Origin of the sequence: Nitrospira sp. BLG_1 (assembly GCF_047338595.1) — a bacterium.
Lineage (GTDB): Bacteria > Nitrospirota > Nitrospiria > Nitrospirales > Nitrospiraceae > Nitrospira_D.
Window position 1 is genome coordinate 84349 of record NZ_JBLFBO010000010.1, and the last position, 23680, is coordinate 108028.

Genomic DNA, 23680 nt, shown 5'->3' on the forward strand with positions numbered 1-23680 from the left:
ATGGAGTTTGTGATCATTCGAGCGGGACGGACCGGAGGTATGAGATGAAGGTGCTTTTCCTCTATCCAAGCTGGACAGGATCCTACGGCCTGTTTGGTCATTTTGCGAGACGGAACTCGACCTGGCCTCCGCTGAATCTGGCTCTGCTGGCTGCGATCTCCGAACGGCATGGTCACGAGGTGACCATCATGGACGGTGAAGCCGAGCAGATCACACTAGAGGACATGGCTCAACGGGCGGTGGCGCTCAAACCAGACATGATCGGATTGACTGCGACAAGTCCATTTTTCCATATCAGTAAGGCAGTTGCGGAAGGGATCAAACGCATCGCCCCGCACATTCCAATTGCCGTGGGTGGTCCTCACATCACCATCATGAAGGAACAGGCGCTGCTTGCCGCATTTGACTATGCGTTTATTGGAGAAGCCGAACAGTCATGGCCGGAGTTTCTCAGCCGGTATGAGAAGAAGCAAGATCTCTCATCCGTAGCCGGGATCATTTATCGAGATCAAGGTCGGGTAGTTTCGACGGGACAGCCAGCGGATATTACCAATCTGGATGTACTGCCGGCTCCCGCCAGGCATCGCCTGAACATGCCGTTGTACAAGCTAGGCACGCTTCGTGGTCGACTGCCGTTCACGTCGATTCAGACGATGCGAGGCTGCCCCTGGAAATGCATTTTCTGTGCATCCGAGGCCTTGAAGACAACCCAAATGAGAGTGCGGTCACCGCGTTCGGTGGTCGATGAAATAAAGCAGGTGGTTGAGCGGTTTGGGACCAGACATTTCTATATTGTCGATGACGTGATGACATTGTGGAAGGACCATATTCTGGAAATCTGTGACCTCATCGACCAGGAAGGATTGAAGATCACGTTTGAAGGCAGCACCCGGGCGAATCTCGTTGAGGACGAGATTATGGCGCGTCTGGTGCAGAGCGGCTTAATTCGATTGTCCTTTGGGTTGGAAACGGTAGATCCTGAGATCCGGCGAACCATGAAGAAGCAGGTGCCATTGGAGCACTACGTCAGGGCCAATGGTATCTGTAATAAGTACGGTGTTGAAGCCTTGAACAGCGTGATGATCGGGCTGCCTGGCGAGACGAGGGATACGGTTCGAGCGACGCTGCGGTTTCTACGCAATGCGCGGGAAGTCAAACAGGCAAACTTTGCCATTGCCGTGCCGTATCCAGGAACAGAGTTTCACGAATTGGCGGTAAAAGGGGATAAAGGTGTGAAGTTGATGACGAAGGACTTTTCAGAGTATCGACGCTATGGGTCCGCCGTCACGGCCGTCGGCGATCTGACACCTCAAGATTTAATCGATCTGCAAAACGAAGGTTTTGTCAGCATCTACAGCGCCCCCTGGCGCTGGATTCCTATGCTCCAAAAGCATGGTGCGATCGGGGGATCGCTTATGTTGATACGAGTCGCACGGCTTCTGTCGAAGAAGCTGTTCGCGCCGTCCGGTCAACGGCAGAGTGAGCAATTGGTCAGTCTGGGTGATGGTGGTTTCGGGAGTGTTCAGGATATGCCGGTGGCGATGATGGCTGATCAGGCACCGATGACCAGTTCACCAGACCTCTTACAGATCGAATCTCCGGAGAGGGACCTTGTCGCTCCAGCCGGCCACTATGGATCGCCAGCCAGGCCGAACGGCTGAGCGCAGGCAGGACTAACGCGGATGAATCGTCGTACCGCACCAAAGGTGTTGTTGCTGCAGTTGGAGTTTCCGACCTGGGCTCAGGCGAGAGCTTGGACTTATCCTGCCTGTTTCGGTGTCGGTGAAGGTTTGCGTGCCGCCGGTGCGACCTGCACCACGTTACCATTGTTCGCAAATGCGTCGTTGTCGCCGGAGCGATGGCTCGAACAAAGCCGGGCTGCGGTCGACGGCCAACGATTCGACCAAGTGTGGGTTTGGCTCGTCCATGCGCCCTTGACTGTATCTATACTTGAGTGGATCTCCGGTCTGGCGCCGGTCCGTGTTGGGATCGTGATGGAGTCGCTGACGTATGATGAAGCCGATTATGACTGGGCGGGACATCTTCGTGGAAGAATGCAGACAGTAGCGGAGCAGGCCAGCGTTTTCACACATGTGCTGGTACCGGACGAACGGGACGTCGAACCCTTGGCGCAGCGCGCTGGCGTTCAGTCTTTATGGTGGCCGACGATGGTGCCTGAACGATTCATCGTTCCGAGTACGTCCGAGCCGCGCTTTTCAACTGGTGTGTTCCATGGCCATCCATACGGCCCTCGACGGGCCTGGGTAGAAAACGCACGGTTGCAGGCACACATGACGTTTGTGGGGCCCGGCGCGCCATCGACTCGTTATCAGACCTGGTTCGACCAGCTGCAAGCTTCGGCAATCAGACGCTGGTCCTCCCCTGCGGCCATGCCGACACACCAGATCACAGACTATGTCACCATGCTGCAGGAGGTGCGCGAAGGTGAATTTCGAGAGTGGATGGCGCAGCTTCAGCAGTGGGCCGCTATTGTGAATTTGCCAAGTTTGGCAAAGTTCTATGGCGGTCGTGTGTACGAGGGCATGGCCGCCGGTCGTCCTGTGCTCACCTATCAGGTGCCGGATCATCCGTTCAATAACTCGTTGTTTGCCGAAGGCGAGGAGGTTCTGTGCTTTGCGCCGGATGATCCAGAATCGCTTCATGCCGGTCTTGAGAGGGTACTGCGCGATCGCGACTTGGCCCACCGCATTGCGGTGAACGCTCAACGAAAGATGCGGCGTTATCATACGAGCGAAAGACGGCTGGCAGATACTCTGCGTTGGATCGAATCCGGCGTGCGTCCGGACTACGGCATACAACACTCATTGGAAGTACTCCCGATTCCTCAGTCGGCGGGGCATGATCAGAAAACAACAGTCTTTGTGCTTACGGTGGACGATCCAGTCTTTCCGGCGTGCAAGGCGGCGCTCGAAGCACAGCGCGGGACGGAGTTCCGCCTGGATATCATCAGCAACGTAAGCCCGTTCAGTGCGGCGGCGCAGAAGATGATCACGGCTTGCACGACCGAGTTCTTTATCCAGGTCGATGAGGACATGGTCTTGCAACCGGACGCGGTTGCCTCGATGGAAGCAGTTATGCAGAAGGCTCCAGACGATGTCGGCATGATCTGTTTCCATCTCTATGACGAAGATCGGGGAATCAACATCCAAGGGGTCAAGATCTACCGGACGGCCCTCTTGAAGGGATTGTCCTTCCGAGACCGTAAGGCCAGCGAGATGGATCTGCTCGAACAGATGGGACAACTAGGTATCAAGTGGATTCTTCATCCTGATGTGAAGGGACGGCATGGAACCTTCTATACACCCGAAACAATCTATCGTCGTTACAAGACGATGTATGAGAAAGATATCAGACAGTGGAATACGTTGACCTCAGATGTGCGGAGAAAAGCCGAGCGCTTTCGAGAGAGTGGTGACATCATTCAACTCTTTGCGCTACTCGGTGCGGCTCATGGAATTATTAGCGCCCCCCATGCCCCGGACTGCGAGAAGGACGCTCGCCGGTACGGGCTCATAGAATTGGATGTATTCAAGCGTTTGTTTGTGTCCACACCTCCGACGACTCAACCATACGATGCCGACAAAACCGGCATTCCTGTCGGTAACCCACCGATTCCTTTTGCACAGGTGAACTGGAATCATGACCATATGCAATCTGTACGGCCAAGTCTTGGGCACACTTCGACCACGCCAGTGGCTCCAACGACGACTGAACCAATCGGCTGCGGGAGGTCCCACACGAAAAACATTCTCATAGTGACGCCGTTCTTCTGGCCCTCAACTGGTGGAGTAGAGCGGGTGGCAGAGCAACTGAGTATGGGTCTTCTCCGCCAGGGCTATCAAGTCGATGTCGCCACTTATCCGACCATTGGACGATATCTGGATAATTATAAGGGTGTACGAATAATAACTCTCGCAAACTTTGATCAGGTTGTCGACGACCATCGGATTTGCATTCTTCAAGTGGAGAAATTATTGCAAAGCCGACGCTATGCAGCCTGCCTCTTACTTGGGGCTCCGTCAAACGCTCTCTTTTATGGAGCACTCACGACACCATTCCCAGCGGAGACAAAGCTGTTTATCCAGCCGACGATGAATGAGGAAACCCTTGATGACTTGAAACAGGATGATTTCTTGCGCCCCTTGTTCCACAAACTCGCGCGACAAGCACAGGCGGTCGTTGTGCTTTCGGAAGATGGCGAAGATGCTCGCTTCATGAAAGAACAGGGTGTCGGACCGGTGTATTTGCCAAACGGTACGATGCCGGTGAGTCCTCGTGAGGATTTCCGTCAAAAATATGGTATTGCGCCACACCGTTTCCTTATTTTACACGTGGCGAACCTATATCCGGTTAAGAACCATCTGGGTTTGCTGACCGAGTTGAACAGGCTGCCGTCGGATGCTCAGTTGGTGATGATCGGCAGACCAACTGAAGAAACGGAATATGTTCGTCAAGTCCAGAGCGCACTGTCCGGAAGGCCGGACGTGCTGTACGTTCCCGGACTAGACGCTGAAGGGATAGCCGCCGCGATGCGGGCCGCCGATGTCTTGGTCTTGGCATCCCACAGTGAAGCATCGCCCTTAGTCGTGCTGGAAGCAATGAGCTGCGGTCTTCCATGGCTGGCCACTCCCGGCTGCGGGACGGTTCACGAACAGGCAGGTGGGCTGGTTGCCACGCTCAGCAGTTTCCACGAAGTCATTATGCGCCTGAAGGAGGATGGGGATCTGCGGCGGCAATTGGGTGAGCTCGGTCGAGCGCATTGGGCAGCCTCCTTTGATTGGTCACATGTGCTACGAGGTTGGATCGAGCTACTGACAACCGGGCAGCTCACCGCCTCGTTTGTGACACCCGAGGAAGTGAAGCAGGGTATGCGGAACTTACGCAGGCATAGAGCGCTGCGGGACCTCACCGCCAGCGAGGACGTGGGTCACACAGCAATTGCATCGGCCGCAACGCGGCCTCCTCACAACACTTCGGAGGGATCGATGGATTCCGATCGGTTTTACGTGAATCTCTTCGTCAATGCGCCGGCTTGGTCGACACCCCAGCCGAATGTGGACGAGTCAGCACGCTGGAGCAAGATTGCATCGTTTCTCGAATGTATTCTGCGACAGGTTCGACGGCAGAATCCTGATAAGGCTTTGCGTATCTTGGACGTGGGATGTGGACGCGGGTGGCTCACGAATCTCGTGTCCATGTACGGAAGCTGCGAAGGGATTGAGCCGGTGAGTGATGTGGTGGTGCATGCGCGGCGATTGTTCCCCCACCTGCGGTTTGAAGCCGGCACGGCTGACCAGGTCTTAGCCCGTCCGGACTTTGCCCCCTACGACGTCGTCGTATGCTCGGAAGTGCTTGAACATGTTCCTCACGGAGAGAAAGATCTCTTTCTGGCCCAGCTTGCCGCGCTGTTGACACCGGAAGGATATGTAGTCCTGACTACACCGCGCGGTGAAATGTGGGAGCAGTGGAAAACCATTGCACCGCCGAATCAGCCGGTAGAAGACTGGGTGACGGAGGGAGACCTACGGAAGCTATTTTGTCGACAAGGATTTGCCGAGCTTGGTTTGGAACGGGTGTATGTCGAAGTGCCTGGGCTGCGGTATGTGCCGGCACCGACTCCGGCTGAGCTCGAGTCCATGCAGCTGTTGCCGATCTACCAGGTGTGGGCTTGTCAGCGTGTGAAGTGTAATCAACCGGCTACCTTCCTGCGCCGGCCGAAAGTCTCGGTCATTCTGCCGTCGTACAATCGGCCTGACCGTTTGACAGAGGCCCTCCAAAGCGTTCTCCGACAGAGCTATCAGGACTTTGAAATCGTGGTGGTCAACGATGGAGGGACCGATGTTGGTGCGACCGTGGCGGCGCTCAATGACGGGCGCATCATGTACATTCAGCACGATCGCAATCGTGGCCTCGCCGCGGCACGGAATACCGGGCTACGCGCAGCCAAGGGGAAATATGTTGCCTATCTGGACGATGACGATCGATATCTGCCCAACCACCTGGAGACGCTGGTGAAGGTTCTGGTGGGTAGCGAATGTAAAGTTGCCTATACGGACGCGTGGCGTGTTCATGAGCAGAGTGAAGGTGGGCAGTATTTTGAGGTAGGCCGGGATCTGCCCTACTCGTATGACTTCAATCCGGCCAATCTGCTGGTCGGCAATTACTTTCCGGTTCTGTGCGTCATGCACGAGCGAAGCTGTCTGGACGACGTCGGCGGATTTGATGAATCGTTGTTTGCCCACGAAGATTGGGATTTGTGGATTCGCATGGCGATGAAGTTTCAGTTCGTGCATGTGAAGAAGATTACGGCGGAGTTTACCTGGAGAACCGACGGCAGTTCGATGACCAGCGGCACCCAGCAGACCTATTACCGAACCACGGAAATCATCTATCGCAAGTACCGGCCCTATGCCGAACGAGTGCCGGACGTGCGTGCGGCGCAGGAGCAGCGGCTGGCCGAACTGAGAGCCAAGACGCGGCCGTCACACTTCGACTGTTCCATCATTGTTCCCGTCTGGAACGGAGCGGAGTTGACCAGGCAATGTCTGACGGCTCTTGCCTGTGCCACCACCGATGTGACGTTTGAGGTGATCGTTGTGGATAACGGGTCCACGGACGGTACGCCCGAGGTGCTGGCCTCTCTCGCGGGCGATATACGCATCATCCGTAATCAGGAGAATCTGGGATTTGCCAAGGCCTGCAACCAGGGCGCCCGGGCGGCGACGGGGAACTATCTCGTCTTCTTGAACAACGATACGATTCCCCAACGCGGGTGGCTGAAGGCGCTCGTCAATGAAGTCGAAGCGCATACAGAGGTCGGCATTGTTGGCAGCAAGCTCTTGTACCCTGACGGCACAGTTCAACATGCCGGTGTCGTTCGAGATATTGAGGATCGCCTGCCTTACCATATCTACCAAAAGTTTTCCGGTGACCATCCGGCCGTGAATCGGCGTCGGGAATTCCAAATTGTCACGGCGGCCTGCATGTTGACCAGACGTATCTTGTTTGAAGAACTCGGAGGATTCGACGAAGGGTACGTCAACGGGTTTGAAGACGCGGACCTGTGCTTGAAAGTGAGAGAACGTGGGTACCAGGTTGTGTATCAACCGAGGAGCGTCGTTGTGCACCTTGAAAGCCAAACGCCTGGGCGGATGACGCATGAGAATGCAAACGCGGCCCGTTTCTTAGACCGGTGGGGTATTCAGTGGTGGGCAGCAGACGAAGATCGGCATTTCTATATCGATGGCTACAACATAAAACGCATTGCCCGTAAAGGGCAAACAGACGGAAATATTGTGCTGAGGGAGGAAACCAGGGATGGTGCCTCCTGGGCACATGTGGCGGCGACGCAAACCTCCGCCATGAAGAAGGATTGGGAGGCGGTACGGCGAGAACTTGCTCTAGTTGATGAGTGGCCGAACGACCGATTTGTCCTGGCCTGGGGTGCGACGGTGGCTGAGCGGCTGCAAGAGCCAGTCTATCGGGCACAGTTTCTCGCACGATATGTGGCCTTGGTCGATGAGCCGGCCAAGCGACTTGAATTGATCCGTATGTTTCTCGAACAGCACAATCTGTCTGGTGCTGAGGAACATCTCACAATCCTTCTGGCAGCATCACCCGATCATGGGGAAGGCCTGTTGCTTAAGGGCATTTCCTGTATGCAGCGGGAGCAGTACGAACAAGCAGAGACGGCATTTGCTGCGGCGATTCGCGAAGGTGCCGAGCGGAGGAAATGTCTGATGGGTATGGGCATGGCCGCCATGGGGAGAGCCTACACCCAAGGGGCCTGGGAGCGGTTTCTTGAGGTGCTGGTCGAATACCCCGATGATGGGGAGGCGATCCATTGGCTGCTCCGTGCAGGGACAGCGCAGAATCGTTGGCAGGAGTTGGGTGAGCGCTTGCATGTGTATACGACCAGAAACCCAGGGGATCTTGCTGCACGCTTTGCCTTCACCAGCGTCTTGTTACGCGGCGAGCAGATCGAAGCCGCTCGCAGGGAATATGATGCCCTGTGCAAGGTCGACCCACATTATGACGGGCTTGGTCAGCTTAGCCAGGCCATTGCTGGAAGGGAAGCGGCGCTTGCCATGGAAGGCGCCTCGTCTTAGTTCCATGACAAAACGTGTCCTTCTCATCCAGCTTGCGAGGCTCGGTGATCTTGTTCAGACGATTCCGGCCATGATGGCGCTGAAAGAGGCTCATGCAGATTGGATCCTGGATCTTCTTTGTCCGATCCACTTAGAGGATATCGGGCGGATACTTCCTGTGATTTCTACGGTAGTGAGGTGGGACGGAACCGCGTGGAATCGACGTGCGCGCCTGGCTGAGAAAGAATTCAGGCCTGAGTATGTCGTCGAAGCCGATACTGATATCCGTGCGATCACGCAAGAGCTCTATGATTGTGCCTGTGTGCTCAACCAACATCCACGCGCCATTCTGGCCGGGGCACTTCTTGCGCAGGAGAGCATGGGAGCTATGACTGGTCGGCCGTTCGATCCGACCTTATCACCTTGGGGAGCCTATGTGAGAGCGGTAGCCAAGAACAGAAGTGGGAACCGCGTTCATTTGGCGGATGCATTTTGTGGGATGTGTGGAGTTCCTCCACCCAAGCACATCATGCCGATACAGGTGAGCTCAGTTCAGCTACCGAATGATCTCGATCCGATCGGACAATCCTGTGGGCCTTGGATCGGAGTACTGGTAGGTGCAGGGGATCCGGAACGATTAGTTCCGGCCATGGCCTGGGCGCGTTTGATCGCAGGCTGTCTGGAGCAGCTCCAGGGAAGTCGTGTCCTGTTATTGGGAAGTCGACAAGAACAAGAACGAGCCAGCTGGATTCTGGCCTCACTTCCTTCTTCACTCGTAGGGCGAGTCTGGGATACGACCGGTCGACTTTCGCTGGCGGAATTGGCACAGGCACTGACCCGCTGCCAGGTCGTGATCGGAGCCGACACCGGCCCGCTTCACCTAGCAGCAGCGGTGGGGACCTCGGTGATCGGGTGGTACTTTGCGAGAGCGCGAGTTCATGAGACGGGCCCTTACGGGCAGAGCCATTGGATCTGGCAAGCGGAGGCCGTGAAGCGTGAAGCATTACACGTGAAGCTCGAACGAGAAGATCCGCGGCGGATCGAGTCGCTCGACACACTTCGCGTATCACCGGTTCAGTGGCCGATCGAGGGGACGATTGCCTTGTTGTCGAACGGATCAGCCGCTTCCGTCGACGGCTGGTCTCTGTGGACAAGTTATCGAGATCGATGGGGAGCGTACTATGTTCAGGCGGGACAAGAACCGGTTGCCCCGCTTCAACGAGAGCAAATCTGGAACGAGTTGCATCCGACTGCGGTGTGAGGGGGAGTTCCGTGGAGCACCTGAACCAGAACCTAGAAAACCTTCGTCAGACTGTCCCTGATCTTGTCTCCGCGCTGTGGAACTCCTCCGGTGGGGTCCTTTCGATTGTTCCCTCACGTGAGGGGTCCCCTTCGGCGAGGTTTCAAGATCAATGGGTCCACAGCGCCTATGACCCCAAGAAAGAAGCCAGGTCCTGGGCAGAACAGCAACTCAAGGAATGGAAACCTGGAGAGGTGGCGGTAGTTCTCGGGGTCGGTCTTCTGTATCACGTGGAGGCGCTTGCCTTTGCTTGCCCCGCCGATGCCCGAACGGCCATCGTGGTGCCGGATCTATCCGTCTTAAAAGATGCAATGGGGGCAAGGCCACTCGGATCATGGATCAACAGGATTCAGTGGGTGACGGGCACGCCGGAGGAAATGGCCACGCAATTGACTGCGCTATCCTCTCCATTGCGGTTCTGTACCTATGGACCGGCCGCACGTCTGCACGGTGATGTTCATGAGCGACTGCAGACGAGTCTTCGCCGCATCATGGCTGCGAAAGCCGGAGGCCAACTGCATGTGGCGGTGGTCGGTCCGATCTACGGAGGGTCGCTGCCGATTGCTCGCTATGTCGTCTCGGCGTTGAATGAGTTGGGCCATCGAGTCAGCTGGCTTGATCACCACGTGCATCAGGGGAGCTACGAGGCCTTCGGATCCTATCGCGAAGAACGCCATCGCTTGATGCTTCAAAGCCGATTTGCCGACGTGCTCAGCCTGAGCACGATGGCGCATCTCGCGGAAGATCCGCCCGATCTGGTTCTGGCCATTGCTCAAGCACCGTTGAGCTTGGCGGTCTTACAACATCTGCGCAAGAAGAAGTTTCTGACGGCCATGTGGTTCGTGGAGAACTATCGGCATTTGACCTACTGGCAACAGTTGGCGGCAGGATACGATTACTGGTTTGTGATTCAGCAAGGGGATTGTTTCGACGCATTGAAACGGGCCGGAGCGGCTCATGTGCACTACCTTCCTATGGCGGCGGATCCCACGGTGCATCGTCCGATGACGCTCACAGCGGCTGAGCATCAGGAATATGGCGCCGACGTCTCCTTCGTCGGAGCTGGCTATGCCAACCGACGGATCCTCTTGCCGCAGTGGCTCTCTCACGAATGGACGATGAAACTGTGGGGGAATGAATGGGACGGTGCTGCCGCGCTCTCCGGAGTGCTTCAACGAAACGGTGCCAGGATCGATACCGATACTTGCATGAAGGTGTTCAACGCTACGGCCGTCAATTTGAATCTGCATTCGTGCTCCGGAACAGGCATGGATCCTCAGCCGGACTTCGTGAACCCCCGCACCTTTGAATTAGCTGCCTGTGGTGCGTTTCAGCTTGTGGATGACAGGACACTCCTTCCCGATTTGTTTACCTCGGAGGAGGTGGCGTCCTTTCGCCGTACAGAAGATGTCCCACAACTGATTCGGAGGTGGCTGCCAGATACGGAGGGTCGCCGTGCCCATGCTGAGGCATCGCGTCGACGGGTGCTGCGTGACCATACCTATCGCCATCGTCTGCAAGAGCTACTTTCCACGGTGGGTCTTTCTCAACCCGATCGCATCGGCTCGATCTTGCGAGGAGACCGGCTCACCACAGGTCTGAAGGAACGGGCCGCGTCGGTGCCGGAGCTGCTTCCCTTACTCAATCGCTTTCCGACGGGACAACGAATTGAGTTGAAGGACCTTGCGGCTGACATTCGAGCACGAGCTGCTGGACATCAACTGGCTCGAGAAGAGCTGTTGGTGCTCATGATCGACAGTTATCGAGCGGAAACAAAAGATCTGGTATGACGAAGAGTTTTAAGTTGCTGGTTTCTTGTTTCACGTTGAACCTAAAACCTGAAACAACGTTCCCTGCTGGAGTGCGAATGTGAAGCAAGTGCTAATTTTGAATATTACCCGGATGGGTGATCTTGTCCAGATGGGCGCCTTGCTGGATCGACTCCATGAAGAATGGCCGGGAGTTGGCGTAGATCTTGTCGTGGATCGACGGTTCGCACCGGTCGCCTCGTTGTTGAAGGGATTGCGCGAGGTCATCGCGTTGGATTTTCACGCCCTGATCGATGAGAGCCGTGCGCTCGTGAAGGATGTGGTCGCGCTGTATCAGGAGGTGGCGGCCTGGGCGAAGCCATTGGCGGAGCATCGGTATGATCGAGTCATTAATCTGACGTTCAATAGGCCGAGCGCGCTCCTGGCTGGATTCGTTGGGGCTCCCGATATTCGTGGGGCCCAAAGCGCATGGGACGGTGGCATGGTCGTTGAGAATCCCTGGATGGGGTATTTCTGCGATTTTCACCAGTTTCGCCGGCTCAATCGATTCAATCTCGTCGATATCTATGCACTCGGTGGCAGTCGCCAAGGGACATTTTCTCCACTTCGATTGTCTCTTACTCAAGAAGACCACAGGTGGGCGAAGGAAGCCCTCACCGGGGTAACTGAGTGGATTGCCGTACAGGCCGGGGCAAGCGACAGTATGAAGGCCTGGCGTCCGCAGCTCTTTGGCCATGCTCTCGCAAATGTGAGCAAGCGATGGCAAGGCGGAATACTCCTTATTGGAAGTCGCGAAGAGGAAGCGACCATCGCGGAGGTCGTACAGGTCTATCGCGAAGCCGGAGGGAAGAGTCCGATCAAGAATGTGGCTGGCCATACGACGTTGAACCAACTCGCAGGTTTGCTGGCGGAATGTCGATTACTGCTGACCAACGATACGGGTCCCATGCATATTGGGGTGGCGGCCGGCACCTCAGTGATTGATCTTTCTGTGGGACATGTGGACTTTCAGGAAACTGGTCCCTATGGGGCTGGTCATTGGGTGATTCAACCGGAGTTGGAATGTGCTCCCTGCGGGTTCGACCAAGTCTGTGCCCATCATGCCTGCAAAGACCGTATCTCTGTGGACGTTGTCGCTGATCTCATGTGCCATGTGTTGAAGATCGGGGCTGTCCCTACGAGGGTATCAGGGGCACGCCTGTATGAGTCCGGAGTGGATGAGGATAGGCTCGGCACCTTTCAGTTGAAGGTTGGAACGGAGTCTCCTGTCACGGCTTGGTATGCGGCGTTTTGGCGTCGTTATTGGTATGAAGCCCATACGGGATTGCAGAGTCGCCTTCCTCTTCCCGAGGGACCACCTCCCGATGCGGCGGAGGTGAACGTACAGCTGCGGACCCTCATGCCGCTTTTGGAGACGGCATGTCAAAGAGCGGATGAAATCGCTCGAGCGGCTTGTCGAGCATCGGTCGATCTTCCAGAGTTGAAACGGTTGCAGCGCGAGCAACGAGCCGATCAAGAGCGGTTGCTTCGCATTGGGCTGACCACCGAGGCACTGGCCCCTCTCGCAGCAGCGTTTGGGCGTCATATGAGAAACGACAATGTCATCGGGTTGGACCGACTTGCGAAGCATCAGGCTGCTGCCTATCACACCTGGCTGAGACGTTTGAGAGATGTTGATCGGTGTCTGGCTGGCCTGTACCCCGGTGATCAGAGGGGCATACCTGGATATAGGGCCAATCTCATCGCACTTGGGCGAGAGCGGCAAGCGGCATGAGCCACTTGGTGCAAAGGGAGAGAACTGATGAATATTCAATTGGACAACGATCAATGGCAAGCCGGAAGCACGGCGACGCTCGGTGACATCCTCGCTGATCTGAGTGAACGGGCGCATGCTCGTTCTCGCATCGTGACGACCGTGATGCTCGATAGTCGTCGGATCACGGATCGAGACATCGACCCACACCTGCTCCAACAGACTTCCGCAAACTACCGCCAATTAATCGCCACGTCATCGACGCAGCAGGAGATTCTTGAATCTGCACATGGTGCGATCGAACGATATCGGAGTGTGGTTGTGGAGGAAGGTACATCGCTCGCCAACCAGTTTCGAATGGGAGTACAGGATCTTTCATCATTCGATGCCTGGCTAGGGAAGGTTGCGGATGCGGTTGAGATCATCGAGAACGGGCAGAAACGGGTCGGAACCCAATCGCAGGGGCATGCCATCGTAGGATGGATTGAAGAGCTTCTGGCCGCCAGGCGTATCCGTGATACCGTAAGAATGGCGGATTTGCTGGAATATGAAATTCTTCCAAGGATTGCGGTCTGAGCCCGTGATGTTCATTCGTTCCCATTCTGGCGAGGTAGCCCTCATCTCTGCGAATTCCTTTGGAAGCTCAAGTCCCTGGGAGATTGGCCGATAAGACAGGCACGCCACGTACAGGCGTAGGGGGACACGGCTTCTACACGGATGTCGGAAGCACAGCAGCAGATGGTGTTCTAGTTTCAAGGAGGAAGGGCAATGGCTCTTATCGTTAACAACAATCCTGCATCCATTGCGGCTCAGAGGAATCTCTCGATCAATACCTTGAGCCTGAACCGTTCGGTCGAACGGTTGTCATCCGGTCTTCGGGTGACGCGAGCTGCCGATGATGCCGCCGGTCTTGGACTGTCCGAGTCCTTGCGGGCGCAGATTCGCAGTATCAACCAGGCGACTCGGAACGCATCGGACGGGATCAGCTTGACGCAGATCGCCGACGGTGCAGCCGCGACGATCGGTTCGTTGCTGGCTCGGCTCCGCGAGCTGTCTTCGCAATCGGCGAGCGGCACCGTGGGCAATACCGAGCGATCCTACATTGATCAGGAGTTCGTCGCTCTGCGGTCGGAAATCGACCGTATCGCTCAGGTAACCGAGTTCAACGGCCAGGCGTTGACGAGTGGCTCATCGATCAGCTTCTCCATCGCAATCGGATTCCGAAGCGGCTCGGGGAATACACTGAGCTTGGATCTCAATGACATCACCACCAGCTCGTTGGGTTTATCCAGCGTCAACGTGTCCACTTCCGCCAACGCGACCAGCGCCTTGGCTAACGTGGATAGTGCCATCAGTGCTATTGCCACGGCACGAGCCGAATACGGTTCGATTCAGAACCGGTTTGAGGCGACAATTGCCAACCTGCAGGTCACGAGTGAAAACCTCACTGCTGCAGAGTCGCGTATCCGTGATGCGGATATTGCGCTTGAAACGTCCATCTTCACCAAGAATCAGATCTTGGTGCAGGCCGGTATCGCGACGTTGGCACAGGCCAACACGTTACCGCAACAAGCGTTGGCGTTACTCCGAGGATAATGGCGGCATTCCGTCCACCGCCCCTCTCCTACACCGGAGAGGGGTTCGGTGAACGGAGTGATTGAGGGGGCATTATGATCACCAATGTAACATCGAAGGTTGATCTCCCGGCCGCTGCCAATAACAAAAGTCAAACCAGTGTTCAACCCAGGACAAAGCCTGTCGTTGAGCACCAGCAGGGTGCTGACTTTTCGTTTGCTTCTCCCACGGATCGGGTAGCGCTTGAGCAAGCCGTGAGTAAAGTGAAGGAAGCGTTCCAGCAATCGGGCTCGCAGTTGCAGATCGAAGTCGATCCTGACCTTGAACGAGTCATTGTGAAAATTCTCAAGGGGGATTCCGGCGAAGTGATACGACAGATCCCCCCGAAGGAAGTGATCGATCTCGCCAAGAATCTGGCGGGAACAAGAGGGGTCTTGTTCGAAGAACATGTCTAACCTGGCGCACAAGGATGTGGCATGCCGACGATAAGTTTCGGTGGGCTCGGAAACGGGCTGGATTTCGGAAAGGTCGTCGATCAACTGGTCAAAGTTGCCCAACTGCCAGTTGATCGACTGACCAAGAAAAAAGCCGATCTCAATACCAAGTTCACCGATCTGACCACGGTGAGCACGAAGGTGGCGGCGCTGCAAAGCGCCGCTCAGGCCTTACGGCTTTCCACCTCGTTTGATCGCACGACGGCATCCGTGACAGACACTTCGGTTTTGTCCGTGTCGGCTTCCTCTTCATCAACTTCAGGAACCTACAGTGTCCGAGTTCTTCAGCTCGCTCAAGCTCATCAAGTTGTCAGTAAGGCCGCTAAGGCCGTGTCGTCAGAAACTACGGACATCGTGAGTGGTGGGTCGGCGACCTTCACCTTCAAGGTGGGAGCCGGTGCGAATCAAACCGTGACGCTCGGGGCCACGGGGACCTTGACCGACCTGCGCGAGCAAATCAACAACTTGGGAGCCGGTGTCAATGCCTCTGTGATCAATACCGGTACAGAGGTCGCACCATCTTATCGATTGGCGCTGTCCTCGAGTAATACCGGCAGTGCTAATGCGATCACCATTGTGGCGGATGGGACGGATTTGGATCTTCTGAACGGCAGTGGGACCGGCGGCATCGATACTCTTGCGGCGGCGCAAAATGCTCAAGTTCAGATAGGTGATCAGGCATTGAATCCTTTGACGGTTGAACGGAGTTCCAACACCGTGTCTGATGCGATTTCCGGTGTGACCCTGACGTTGACGAAGACCACGGGGACAGGGACGGTGCAAGTCAGCCTCTCTCAAGATGTCGATGCCGTGAAGACAAACATCAAGGCGGTGGCCACGGCTTACAATGAAGTCGTGAAGTTCATCAACGAGCGAAATACCTACGACGTGACGACGAAACAAGGCGGCATCTTTTTTAACGAAGCCGCGGCGAAATCGACCTTGTCGCAGCTTCGAACGGCAGTATCGTCATCGGTGAGCGGGGCTACGGTGTTTTCAAGCGTCGGGCAGATCGGGTTCAAGACTGAACGTGATGGCACGATTACGGTTGACGAGGGGCAGTTATCCACGGCGTTGAACACGAACTATAGCGGAGTTAAAGCGTTATTCAGTAACCAGGGTGCGGCAACCGGCCTGGCACAGGCTATCGTGACCGCGGTGGATGCGCTCAACGACGTTACCGGGGGTGCTCTGACGCTTCGCAAGAATGGCCTGACGAGCGAGATCGATCGGGTCGGTAATGACATTGCCAGACAAGAGGATGCAGTGAGCCGGTATGAGGAGCGGCTGCGTCGGCAGTTTGCCGCTCTAGACGGCCTGTTGCGTCAGCTTGATGGACAAAGCGGATTTCTCCAGGCTCAGTCGGCGCAGCGGCAACAATAAGGACGAGGGACAGACCCCATGATGATGCAGTATGCCCGTCAGTACGAACAGACTCAGGTGGTGACATCGTCCGGTGTTCAGCTGGTCGTGCTGCTCTACGATGCGGCCATCCAGTCCATGGAGATGGCACGACGCGACATTCAAGAGAGGAATGTTCGCGAGAAAGCGCGACATCTGGGGCGTGCCATCGCCATCATCGGCGAACTCAATAGCGTGCTCGACCTTGAACAGGGGGGAGAGATTGCCCGGTCACTGCGGCGGTTATACGACTACATGCTGATGGAATTGGTCGAGGCTAATGCACGTAATAATGAACGCAAGTTAGAGGGGCCGCTGCGTTGTCTGAGTACGCTTCGTGAGGCATGGCGTGAAGTGGCCAGCCAGCAACAGCCTCGTCTGGTCGGTACCAGATGAGTGCGCCGGACAGCGGAAGTCGGGCGGAAATCGTGCGACTGACCAAGGCGGCAGGTGAGGCGGCTCAGCAGGGGCGATGGGACGAGGTCATTCAGTGCTACAGCGAACGAGGCCTACTCCTGGCCTCGTTCTCAGACTCGACGCTCCCCACTGATGAGCTGCTGAGTATGGATGACGAACTGCGTGACCGTATCCATACTGCTCAAGCCCTGATAGAACATCTGCTCGTCGAGGCGCAAATGACGAAACGGCAAGTGCAAGGATTGCGTCAGCGTCTCGCTCCCCAGCCATCAGGACCCGAAACAGTGTCGATAGACGCCTGACCCGTTTCTCGTGACGGCTGAAGTGTCGTGGCCAACGGTTCCAAGTGTCATATTCGGGTATGACGGCGTGATGTCTGCACAACCTGAAACTGTACACGTGAAAGCGTGCACGCTGCATCGAAGAGTGAACGGCGCATCGTGTGGGTTCGCATGAGGGTGAGAGGTCTCTAAATCATGGCATCATCCATCATGACTGCATCGACTACGTCTCATAGTGCGGAGCCCGACGAACGCCGGGAATGGATCAGGATTGATGATCGGGTCCTGATGGAATATCGATTGGTGACTGAGGCGGGAAGCAGTGTGCCGGTTGAACTGAACCGTCCAACGCCGGAATCCATTGCCGCCGCAGTGAACAAACCAACCTTGGATCTTCTGGCTCGCTCCAGTGAGGTTGTGGTTGATTCAGCGGTCCTCCCATGGATCAGGAAGGTCGATTACCTGCTCGAAGTGATGCTGAATGCCCTTGCCATCAGTCAGCCGGCTAGCGTCTCGATGGCACAGCCTACGGATGTCAATCTGAGCGGGGGAGGAATCGGGTTCGTGTCGTTACGGGAATTTGCCGCTGATGATCAATTGGCGGTGAAGCTCATCTTGCCACCGTTCACAATGATCCGGGTGCATGTGAAAGTCATTCGTGCAGTACCGGTCTCCGATGGCCAAGGCTTCACGATCGCCACCGAGTTTGTCGATCTGACGCCGGATGATCAGGAGCACTTGATCCGCCACATTCTGCATGTGCAAGCCCAACGATTGCGCGCAGGACGAGGTCAACCCAACTAGACGTCCCTCAGGCGGGAAGTTCGTTGATGAGAATACACTCATGAGTCGATCCAGCATCAAGGAAATCATTACGAAAGTTGAGAAGCGGATCGATGCCTACCGAAGTGAAAATGCGAGAATCAGCAGCCAGATCACTATTCTTTCGCTGAACGCCACTATCGAAGCGGCAAGAGCCGGTGAAGCAGGACGAGGGTTCGGCGTCGTCGCCAACGAGGTGCGGACGCTTGCATCCCAGGCGGCCACTGCATCGGAGGATCTCGGAAGTCTGCGAAACGAGTTGCTGCAACAGTTCACAGAACGGGAATGGGACCGACTGTCTGATACCGCGCAGACCCTGGTACAGTTGATCGTGCGCAATTTGTATGAACGTACCGCCGATGTTCGATGGTGGGCGACGGATGAAGCGTTGGTTCAGGGGTTGGAATCGCTCGAGGGCCCAGCGCTTAGGCATGCGGAGGAGCGGCTCAGTCTCATCAACCGCTTTTACTCGGTCTATCTGAATTTGATTCTGGTGGGGGTGAAGGGAGAGGTGCTCGCCTGCTCCCGGCCGACACAATTTCCCAAGGTCGTGGGCTCAAATGTCTCGCGGTCTCTCTGGTTCAGGAACGCCATGGCCACGACGGCGGGTGATCAGTATGCCGTCGATGATATTGCCAACGATGGCGCCCACGATGGTCGATTGGTCGCGGTGTTCGCGACGGCCGTCAGGCAGGCCGCGAAAGTCGACGGCAAGAGCATCGGTGTCCTTGGAGTAGTATTCGATTGGGAAACTCAGGCCAGGACCATCGTCCGAAAAGAAGTGACGATGTCAGCCGAAACGTGGACGCGCAGCCGAGTGATGTTGCTCGACAACAATCTGCGTGTGATCGCGTCGTCCGATGACAAAGGGCTGCTTCAACCATTTAGGCTGGAGCATAAGGGACAGTCGAAGGGCTATTACACGAATGCCGATGGAGAGATCGTTGCATTTGCCAAGACCATCGGATACCAGGAGTATGACGGGTTGGGATGGTATGCCGTGATCGTCCAGAGACCGTAACGAAGGTGACGGAGGGAGACCACTCACAGCCGGTTCAGGTTAGGCAGCTGAGGAAGTCGCTGTCGCCAGCGTGGTCAACAAGGCGTCAGCAATGCGTCCCAGGGCCACTGCGGAAGGGGAGGATGGACTATGCTGGATGACCGGGACGTACGCCCGCACGGACTGTTCCATCGCAACATCCTCCGGAATTTCCCCAAGCAAGCTTAAATCCCCTCCGACATATTCCTTGAGGAGTTTCTTGAGCTGCGGCACATTTACACGGGCACGCCCTGAGGTGCGGTTAAGGATGAGCGCCGGGTGAAAAGCCTGCAATGTGGTTTCAGCAATCCTGCGGCCGGATTCATCCGTTTTCCCCGCGACGTCCAGCACCTCTTCCACGCTACTGTAGTCCCGGTTCGCGAGACCTTCCGCCGCCACATCTCGCATCAGGAACATGGAGAGAACGCGGCGAATGGCCGCGAGCTTGATGAAGCGATAGAGGTCCAGGACCGATGTCGGATCAGGAGTTGCCACAGCGATGTGGTGGTCGGCCATCAGAAAGAAGTCGAGGGCATGATAGCTCGTGCCGGCTCCGATATCGACGAGGATCAAGTCTGCGTGGATGTCTTGAAAATGCCGGATCAAACGCCTTTTCTGTGAATAGGGCATGTTGGCGGTGGCCAAGGTATCGCCGGTGCCGGGGATGATCTTCAAATTGGGATGAAGCGGGAGCGGTTGAGCCAGGGCATCCAACCGCTCGACGCGATGAGTGAGAAAGTCGGTCAAGGTCATGGGAGGGTTAAGCAGGCCGAGCAGGATGTGGGCGTCGGCCCCGCCGACGTCCAGGTCTGCGAGCACCACCTGCTTCCCCTTCTTGGCGAGGAGCAAGGCCAGATTCGTGGCGACGACACTCTTGCCGACCCCACCTTTCCCTGACGCGACGGAGATGATATGTGCCATTGAGATCCGTTCCTGTTGATTTGGAAACACTGTCACAGTCTTCTTCGGTCGCGACCCGTGAAATCTGAACAGACCGGACGCGATCCGCACAGAGTGGAGAGCAATGATCGCTGATGATGGAGAGGTGGTTACAACAGCAGCTTAAGTTTCCCAGCTGATACGCCGATATGTCACTCGTTATGAATAGCGATGTATCTGCTGAAACGACGACTCAGTCTGAAACGGGCGCCAGCCGGGACGGAGAAATCCTCACGGTCATGGAGGTGGCGCGGTTTCTTCGCGTGCCCAAGTCCACTGTCTATAAGCTGGCACGAGGCGGGGAATTGCCGGCGTCCAAAATCGGAAAACATTGGCGTTTTCTCCGACGTGACATTCATGAATGGATGCATAGCCGGTCCAAGCACGCCGCGTGACGAGCCGAACATCGCGAGATCCGTCGGAGCCTGGGCGATCGCGGTGCATGCCGGATATGGTTGCGGGGATGGGCGGTGGGTGTGAGCCGGCCTGTGGTGGAGTCATGCGAGTGAGCCGTTCTCCACATGCACCTGCGAGCGTTGTTCTGCTCGGTGAGCATCACGAGTGGTCGTCCCTCAGGATCAGGTCGTTCAACAATTATTCCGATCGATGGTGAAGGAGTAGACCATTCTCCGCCGAGCATGCACAGCGGTCGGAGAGTTGGCCGTGGGCTGAGAAAAGGAGGCAATATGCCAGCCGATCTAAGTATGAAAATTCTCATCGTGGATGACATGGTCACGATGCGAAGAATCGTCAAGAACGTGCTTAAACAACTTGGCTTCTCCAATATCGACGAAGCCGAAAACGGTCAAGATGGTCTGCAGAAACTCAAGTCCAGCAAGTATGATTTCGTCGTCTCGGATTGGAACATGCCGGTGATGACGGGAATCGACATGCTCCGGGCGATCCGAGCGGACGAACAATTGAAAGCCATACCGGTCCTCATGGTGACGGCGGAGGCACAACAAAAAAATTTGGTAGAGGCGGTACAGGCGGGAGTCAGTAATTACATCGTGAAACCGTTCACGGCCGAAACCATGCAGGAAAAACTCGCCAAGATATTCAAGTAACGCGGAGGGCGCGAGGCATTGGGTATGAGCGGACTCGAGGGAGGTACGCGTGAAAAAACGAGGACATAAACTCTACGAAGAACTCGGCGACTTGGCACGGTTCGTCGAAAACGCCATGAAAGCCATTTCCAGCGCAGGTCCACAGCTGGTCTCCAGCAGCCAACAGTTGCCCACGGCATCCACGCATCTGAGTGATCTCAATAAGATGACGGAAGAAGGGACGCTCGAGGTGATGCGATTGACGGAATTGATCCAGGATGAGCACAGCCAGATCGGGAAAGAGCTGCGAGCGATCATCGAGGTCTTGCAGACGATGGACTGTGCCAAGCTTGCGGAGCGACTGGCCAACATCAATACCCTTGTGAGTCAGGAGGGGAAATATTTGACCGAAATCATGACGGCCTTATCCTTCCAAGATTTGGTCGCACAACGGGTCAAAAAACTCGTCTCGATTCTCGATGAAGTGCAACATAAGTTGATGGAACTCGTGGTGGTGTTCGGTTTGCAAGAGAACGGACAGAAGATGGTAATGGAAGGCACGGCGGGGCATCTGTTGAAACAACTCGAGGAGTCAAAGACCACCGCCATGAAGCAGAAAGTGGCCGACGATATCCTGGCACAATTCGGATTCAAGTAGGCAACAGGCAGGCAGGTTTCATGTTTCACGTTGCATGTTCCAGGTTGTGGAAGAGCCTGAACCAGGAAACATGAAACGTCTACGCACAAACCGGTCAGGCCGGGTCACGCTGCACTCATGAGGGCGATGGCGAATGGATATCGCAACAATCCTCGGGATCGTGATCGCATTGGGCTCCATTATCGGGGGCCAGGTGCTCGAAGGTGGGCACGTGGGCTCGATCATGCAGCTCACGGCCTTCATCATCGTGATCGGCGGTACGTTTGGTGCGATTTGCATTCAGAATCCATTGCCGGTGGTGATCAAAGCATTCGGCGCACTGAGCATCGCAATCTCAGGACCCCACATCGACAACAAAGGGACGATCAAACTCATCCTGGAGCTTGCCAATATCTCGCGAAAACAAGGGCTGCTGGCGTTGGAGGGCAAGCTCAAAACCATCACGGATCCGTTCATGAAAAAAGGTGTCCAGCTTATTGTCGACGGGACGGAGCCCAAAGCGGTGATCGAAATCCTCGAAATTGAGGTGGAGCACCATGAGGAGCAAGGGGTGATCGCAGCGAAGGTCTGGGAGGCAGCCGGGGGCTATGCCCCAACCGTCGGCATCATCGGAGCCGTGCTCGGTCTCATCCACGTGATGGAAAATTTGGCCGATCCGTCAAAGTTGGGCGGCGGAATCGCGGTGGCATTCGTGGCGACGGTATACGGAGTAGGCGCGGCGAATCTCTTCTTCTTGCCCTTGGCCAATAAGATCAAATTGAAGTTGAAGGAGCAACCCGGTTCCAGAAACTTGATGATTATGGGGCTGGCGGGGCTTGCTCAGGGGGAAAATCCACGACTCTTGCAGGAGAAGTTGGAAGGTGTACTGCCGCACAATGAGCGGACAAAAGAAGGGAAGAAGTAACGCGCGCGTCGCGCGAGGTTTCAGGTTCCACATTTCATGTTTCACGTTGTCTGAAAACCTGAAACGTTCAACCTGAAACACGAAATACTGGCACGAGATACGCTTCACGCGTGATCCATGGCGAAACACAAACATGAGGAGCATGAAAACCACGAGCGGTGGCTCGTCTCTTATGCCGACTTTATTACCTTGTTGTTTGCCTTTTTTGTTGTGATGTACTCGATTTCATCCGTCAATGTCGGAAAGTACCGAACCGTCAGCGAGTCGATCAAGGCTGCGCTGAATCCTATCGTGGCGCCTCCATCCACCCCAACCCCGTTGACGTTGAGCGCCAACAAATCTGCACTGACAGCACCAGATTCACCGGGGAGTAAAGAGGTTGCCATTCGAAAACTGCGCAATCTCGTGAAAGGGATTAAGACCTCGCCGCAGTTGGCGTTGGTCCGGATCACGGAGCGAGTGAACGGGGATATCGTGATCACCATTCCGGATCAATTATTGTTCAACAGCGGTGAAGCAGCCATACGCAGCGAAGCGCTGCCATTTCTGGAAGGCCTGAGCGCGGCCATTGTGGAACTCAATCGATACACCAGGGTCGAGGGGCACACGGACAACGTTCCCATACGCACGGCACAATTCCCTTCAAACTGGGAACTCTCTGCCGCCCGTGCGGTCATGGTCGTCAGAGTCTTATCGGAGTTATTTGCCGTGCCGTCGGAGCGGTTGTCGGCGGTGGGGCACGCCGATACGCGTCCTGTGACCGCCAACCTGGATGTCGAGCAACGGGCCAAGAATCGACGAGTCGAGGTGGTGATTCTCGAACAGGCGCCGCCCGCGCCTCAGCTCGAGGCCGGAAACACGGCTGGTTCAGAGGAGCCACCGGTAGAGGAGGGAGCATTGACTCCGGTGCCGTAAAGGGTGAACGATCCATCGGTGGGCCTGTCAGGGTCGTCAGAAAGAATAGTCGAAGGCAGGCGCTCAAGTCTCACTGGAAAACAGCCGACACAACACCTTAGTGCATCAATCTAAAAGGTCTCACAATCAATGATGACTGACGCATCTGGAACCGATAGGCCTCAGGCTGAAGCGGCAAATCCGAGACATCTTGCTCCAACGGGCGACCTCTCCATTTTTGAAGCAGGAGAATTCAAGGAGGCATTGGTGAAGTTGATGG

19 protein-coding genes are annotated in these 23680 nt (G+C 55.9%); 18 read left to right on the plus strand and 1 reads right to left on the minus strand.

Translation table 11 applies throughout. The features are described from left to right. The first annotated feature begins 44 nt into the window (after nucleotides 1-44). From ACMTNU_RS11050 to ACMTNU_RS11110, 13 genes are all read left to right on the plus strand, one after another. Nucleotides 45-1661, plus strand: a complete 1617-nt coding sequence (locus ACMTNU_RS11050; RefSeq protein ID WP_413935307.1) for a B12-binding domain-containing radical SAM protein — start codon at nucleotides 45-47, stop codon at nucleotides 1659-1661. A 21-nt stretch (nucleotides 1662-1682) separates the two neighbouring features. Next, a complete protein-coding gene (locus ACMTNU_RS11055; RefSeq protein WP_413935308.1) occupies nucleotides 1683-8129 on the plus strand; it encodes a glycosyltransferase in 6447 nt (2148 codons plus the stop codon). A 4-nt stretch (nucleotides 8130-8133) separates the two neighbouring features. Next, a complete protein-coding gene (locus ACMTNU_RS11060) occupies nucleotides 8134-9369 on the plus strand; it encodes a glycosyltransferase family 9 protein (protein ID WP_413935309.1) in 1236 nt (411 codons plus the stop codon). 11 nt (nucleotides 9370-9380) lie between these two features. Next, nucleotides 9381-11198 (plus strand): glycosyltransferase, encoded by a 1818-nt coding sequence (locus ACMTNU_RS11065; RefSeq protein ID WP_413935310.1) that lies wholly within the window; start codon nucleotides 9381-9383, stop codon nucleotides 11196-11198. 79 nt (nucleotides 11199-11277) lie between these two features. After that, complete coding sequence (locus ACMTNU_RS11070) at nucleotides 11278-12951, plus strand: glycosyltransferase family 9 protein (RefSeq protein ID WP_413935311.1); 1674 nt, start codon at nucleotides 11278-11280, stop codon at nucleotides 12949-12951. Nucleotides 12952-12978: 27 nt separating this feature from the next. Continuing rightward, nucleotides 12979-13506: a hypothetical protein gene (locus ACMTNU_RS11075; protein ID WP_413935312.1), complete on the plus strand. Its 528-nt coding sequence runs from the start codon at nucleotides 12979-12981 to the stop codon at nucleotides 13504-13506. A gap of 192 nt (nucleotides 13507-13698) precedes the next feature. Beyond that, nucleotides 13699-14526: a flagellin gene (locus tag ACMTNU_RS11080; protein WP_413935313.1), complete on the plus strand. Its 828-nt coding sequence runs from the start codon at nucleotides 13699-13701 to the stop codon at nucleotides 14524-14526. Between the two features lie 74 nt (nucleotides 14527-14600). Beyond that, nucleotides 14601-14960, plus strand: coding sequence for a flagellar protein FlaG (locus ACMTNU_RS11085; protein ID WP_413935314.1), 360 nt, complete (start codon nucleotides 14601-14603; stop codon nucleotides 14958-14960). 21 nt (nucleotides 14961-14981) lie between these two features. Beyond that, nucleotides 14982-16382, plus strand: coding sequence for a flagellar filament capping protein FliD (fliD, locus tag ACMTNU_RS11090; protein ID WP_413935315.1), 1401 nt, complete (start codon nucleotides 14982-14984; stop codon nucleotides 16380-16382). An 18-nt stretch (nucleotides 16383-16400) separates the two neighbouring features. Beyond that, nucleotides 16401-16796, plus strand: coding sequence for a flagellar export chaperone FliS (gene fliS, locus ACMTNU_RS11095; protein ID WP_413935316.1), 396 nt, complete (start codon nucleotides 16401-16403; stop codon nucleotides 16794-16796). After that, nucleotides 16793-17119, plus strand: coding sequence for a hypothetical protein (locus ACMTNU_RS11100; protein ID WP_413935317.1), 327 nt, complete (start codon nucleotides 16793-16795; stop codon nucleotides 17117-17119). The genes fliS and ACMTNU_RS11100 overlap by 4 nt, the downstream gene beginning before the upstream one ends. Nucleotides 17120-17293: 174 nt before the next feature. After that, nucleotides 17294-17902, plus strand: coding sequence for a PilZ domain-containing protein (locus ACMTNU_RS11105; protein WP_413935318.1), 609 nt, complete (start codon nucleotides 17294-17296; stop codon nucleotides 17900-17902). 40 nt (nucleotides 17903-17942) lie between these two features. Then, nucleotides 17943-18941 (plus strand): methyl-accepting chemotaxis protein, encoded by a 999-nt coding sequence (locus tag ACMTNU_RS11110; RefSeq protein ID WP_413935319.1) that lies wholly within the window; start codon nucleotides 17943-17945, stop codon nucleotides 18939-18941. Between the two features lie 39 nt (nucleotides 18942-18980). Here the strand turns inward: ACMTNU_RS11110 and ACMTNU_RS11115 are convergent, their stop codons facing one another. Beyond that, a complete protein-coding gene (locus ACMTNU_RS11115) occupies nucleotides 18981-19880 on the minus strand; it encodes a P-loop NTPase (RefSeq protein ID WP_413935320.1) in 900 nt (299 codons plus the stop codon). Between the two features lie 167 nt (nucleotides 19881-20047). Here ACMTNU_RS11115 and ACMTNU_RS11120 point away from each other — a divergent pair, with 167 nt between their 5' ends. The 5 genes from ACMTNU_RS11120 (at nucleotide 20048) to ACMTNU_RS11140 (ending at nucleotide 23421) form a co-directional block, all read left to right on the plus strand. After that, nucleotides 20048-20293 (plus strand): helix-turn-helix domain-containing protein, encoded by a 246-nt coding sequence (locus ACMTNU_RS11120; RefSeq protein WP_413935321.1) that lies wholly within the window; start codon nucleotides 20048-20050, stop codon nucleotides 20291-20293. A 309-nt stretch (nucleotides 20294-20602) separates the two neighbouring features. Then, entirely contained in the window at nucleotides 20603-20965 is a 363-nt protein-coding gene (locus ACMTNU_RS11125) for a chemotaxis response regulator CheY (protein WP_090750679.1), read from the plus strand. Nucleotides 20966-21014: 49 nt separating this feature from the next. Continuing rightward, nucleotides 21015-21602: a protein phosphatase CheZ gene (locus ACMTNU_RS11130; protein ID WP_413935322.1), complete on the plus strand. Its 588-nt coding sequence runs from the start codon at nucleotides 21015-21017 to the stop codon at nucleotides 21600-21602. A 133-nt stretch (nucleotides 21603-21735) separates the two neighbouring features. Next, the gene (locus ACMTNU_RS11135; protein WP_413935323.1) at nucleotides 21736-22506 is read left to right on the plus strand and encodes a flagellar motor protein; all 771 of its coding nucleotides are present in this window, start codon (nucleotides 21736-21738) and stop codon (nucleotides 22504-22506) included. Between the two features lie 117 nt (nucleotides 22507-22623). Further along, nucleotides 22624-23421: a flagellar motor protein MotB gene (locus tag ACMTNU_RS11140; RefSeq protein ID WP_413935324.1), complete on the plus strand. Its 798-nt coding sequence runs from the start codon at nucleotides 22624-22626 to the stop codon at nucleotides 23419-23421. Nucleotides 23422-23680 lie beyond the last annotated feature (259 nt).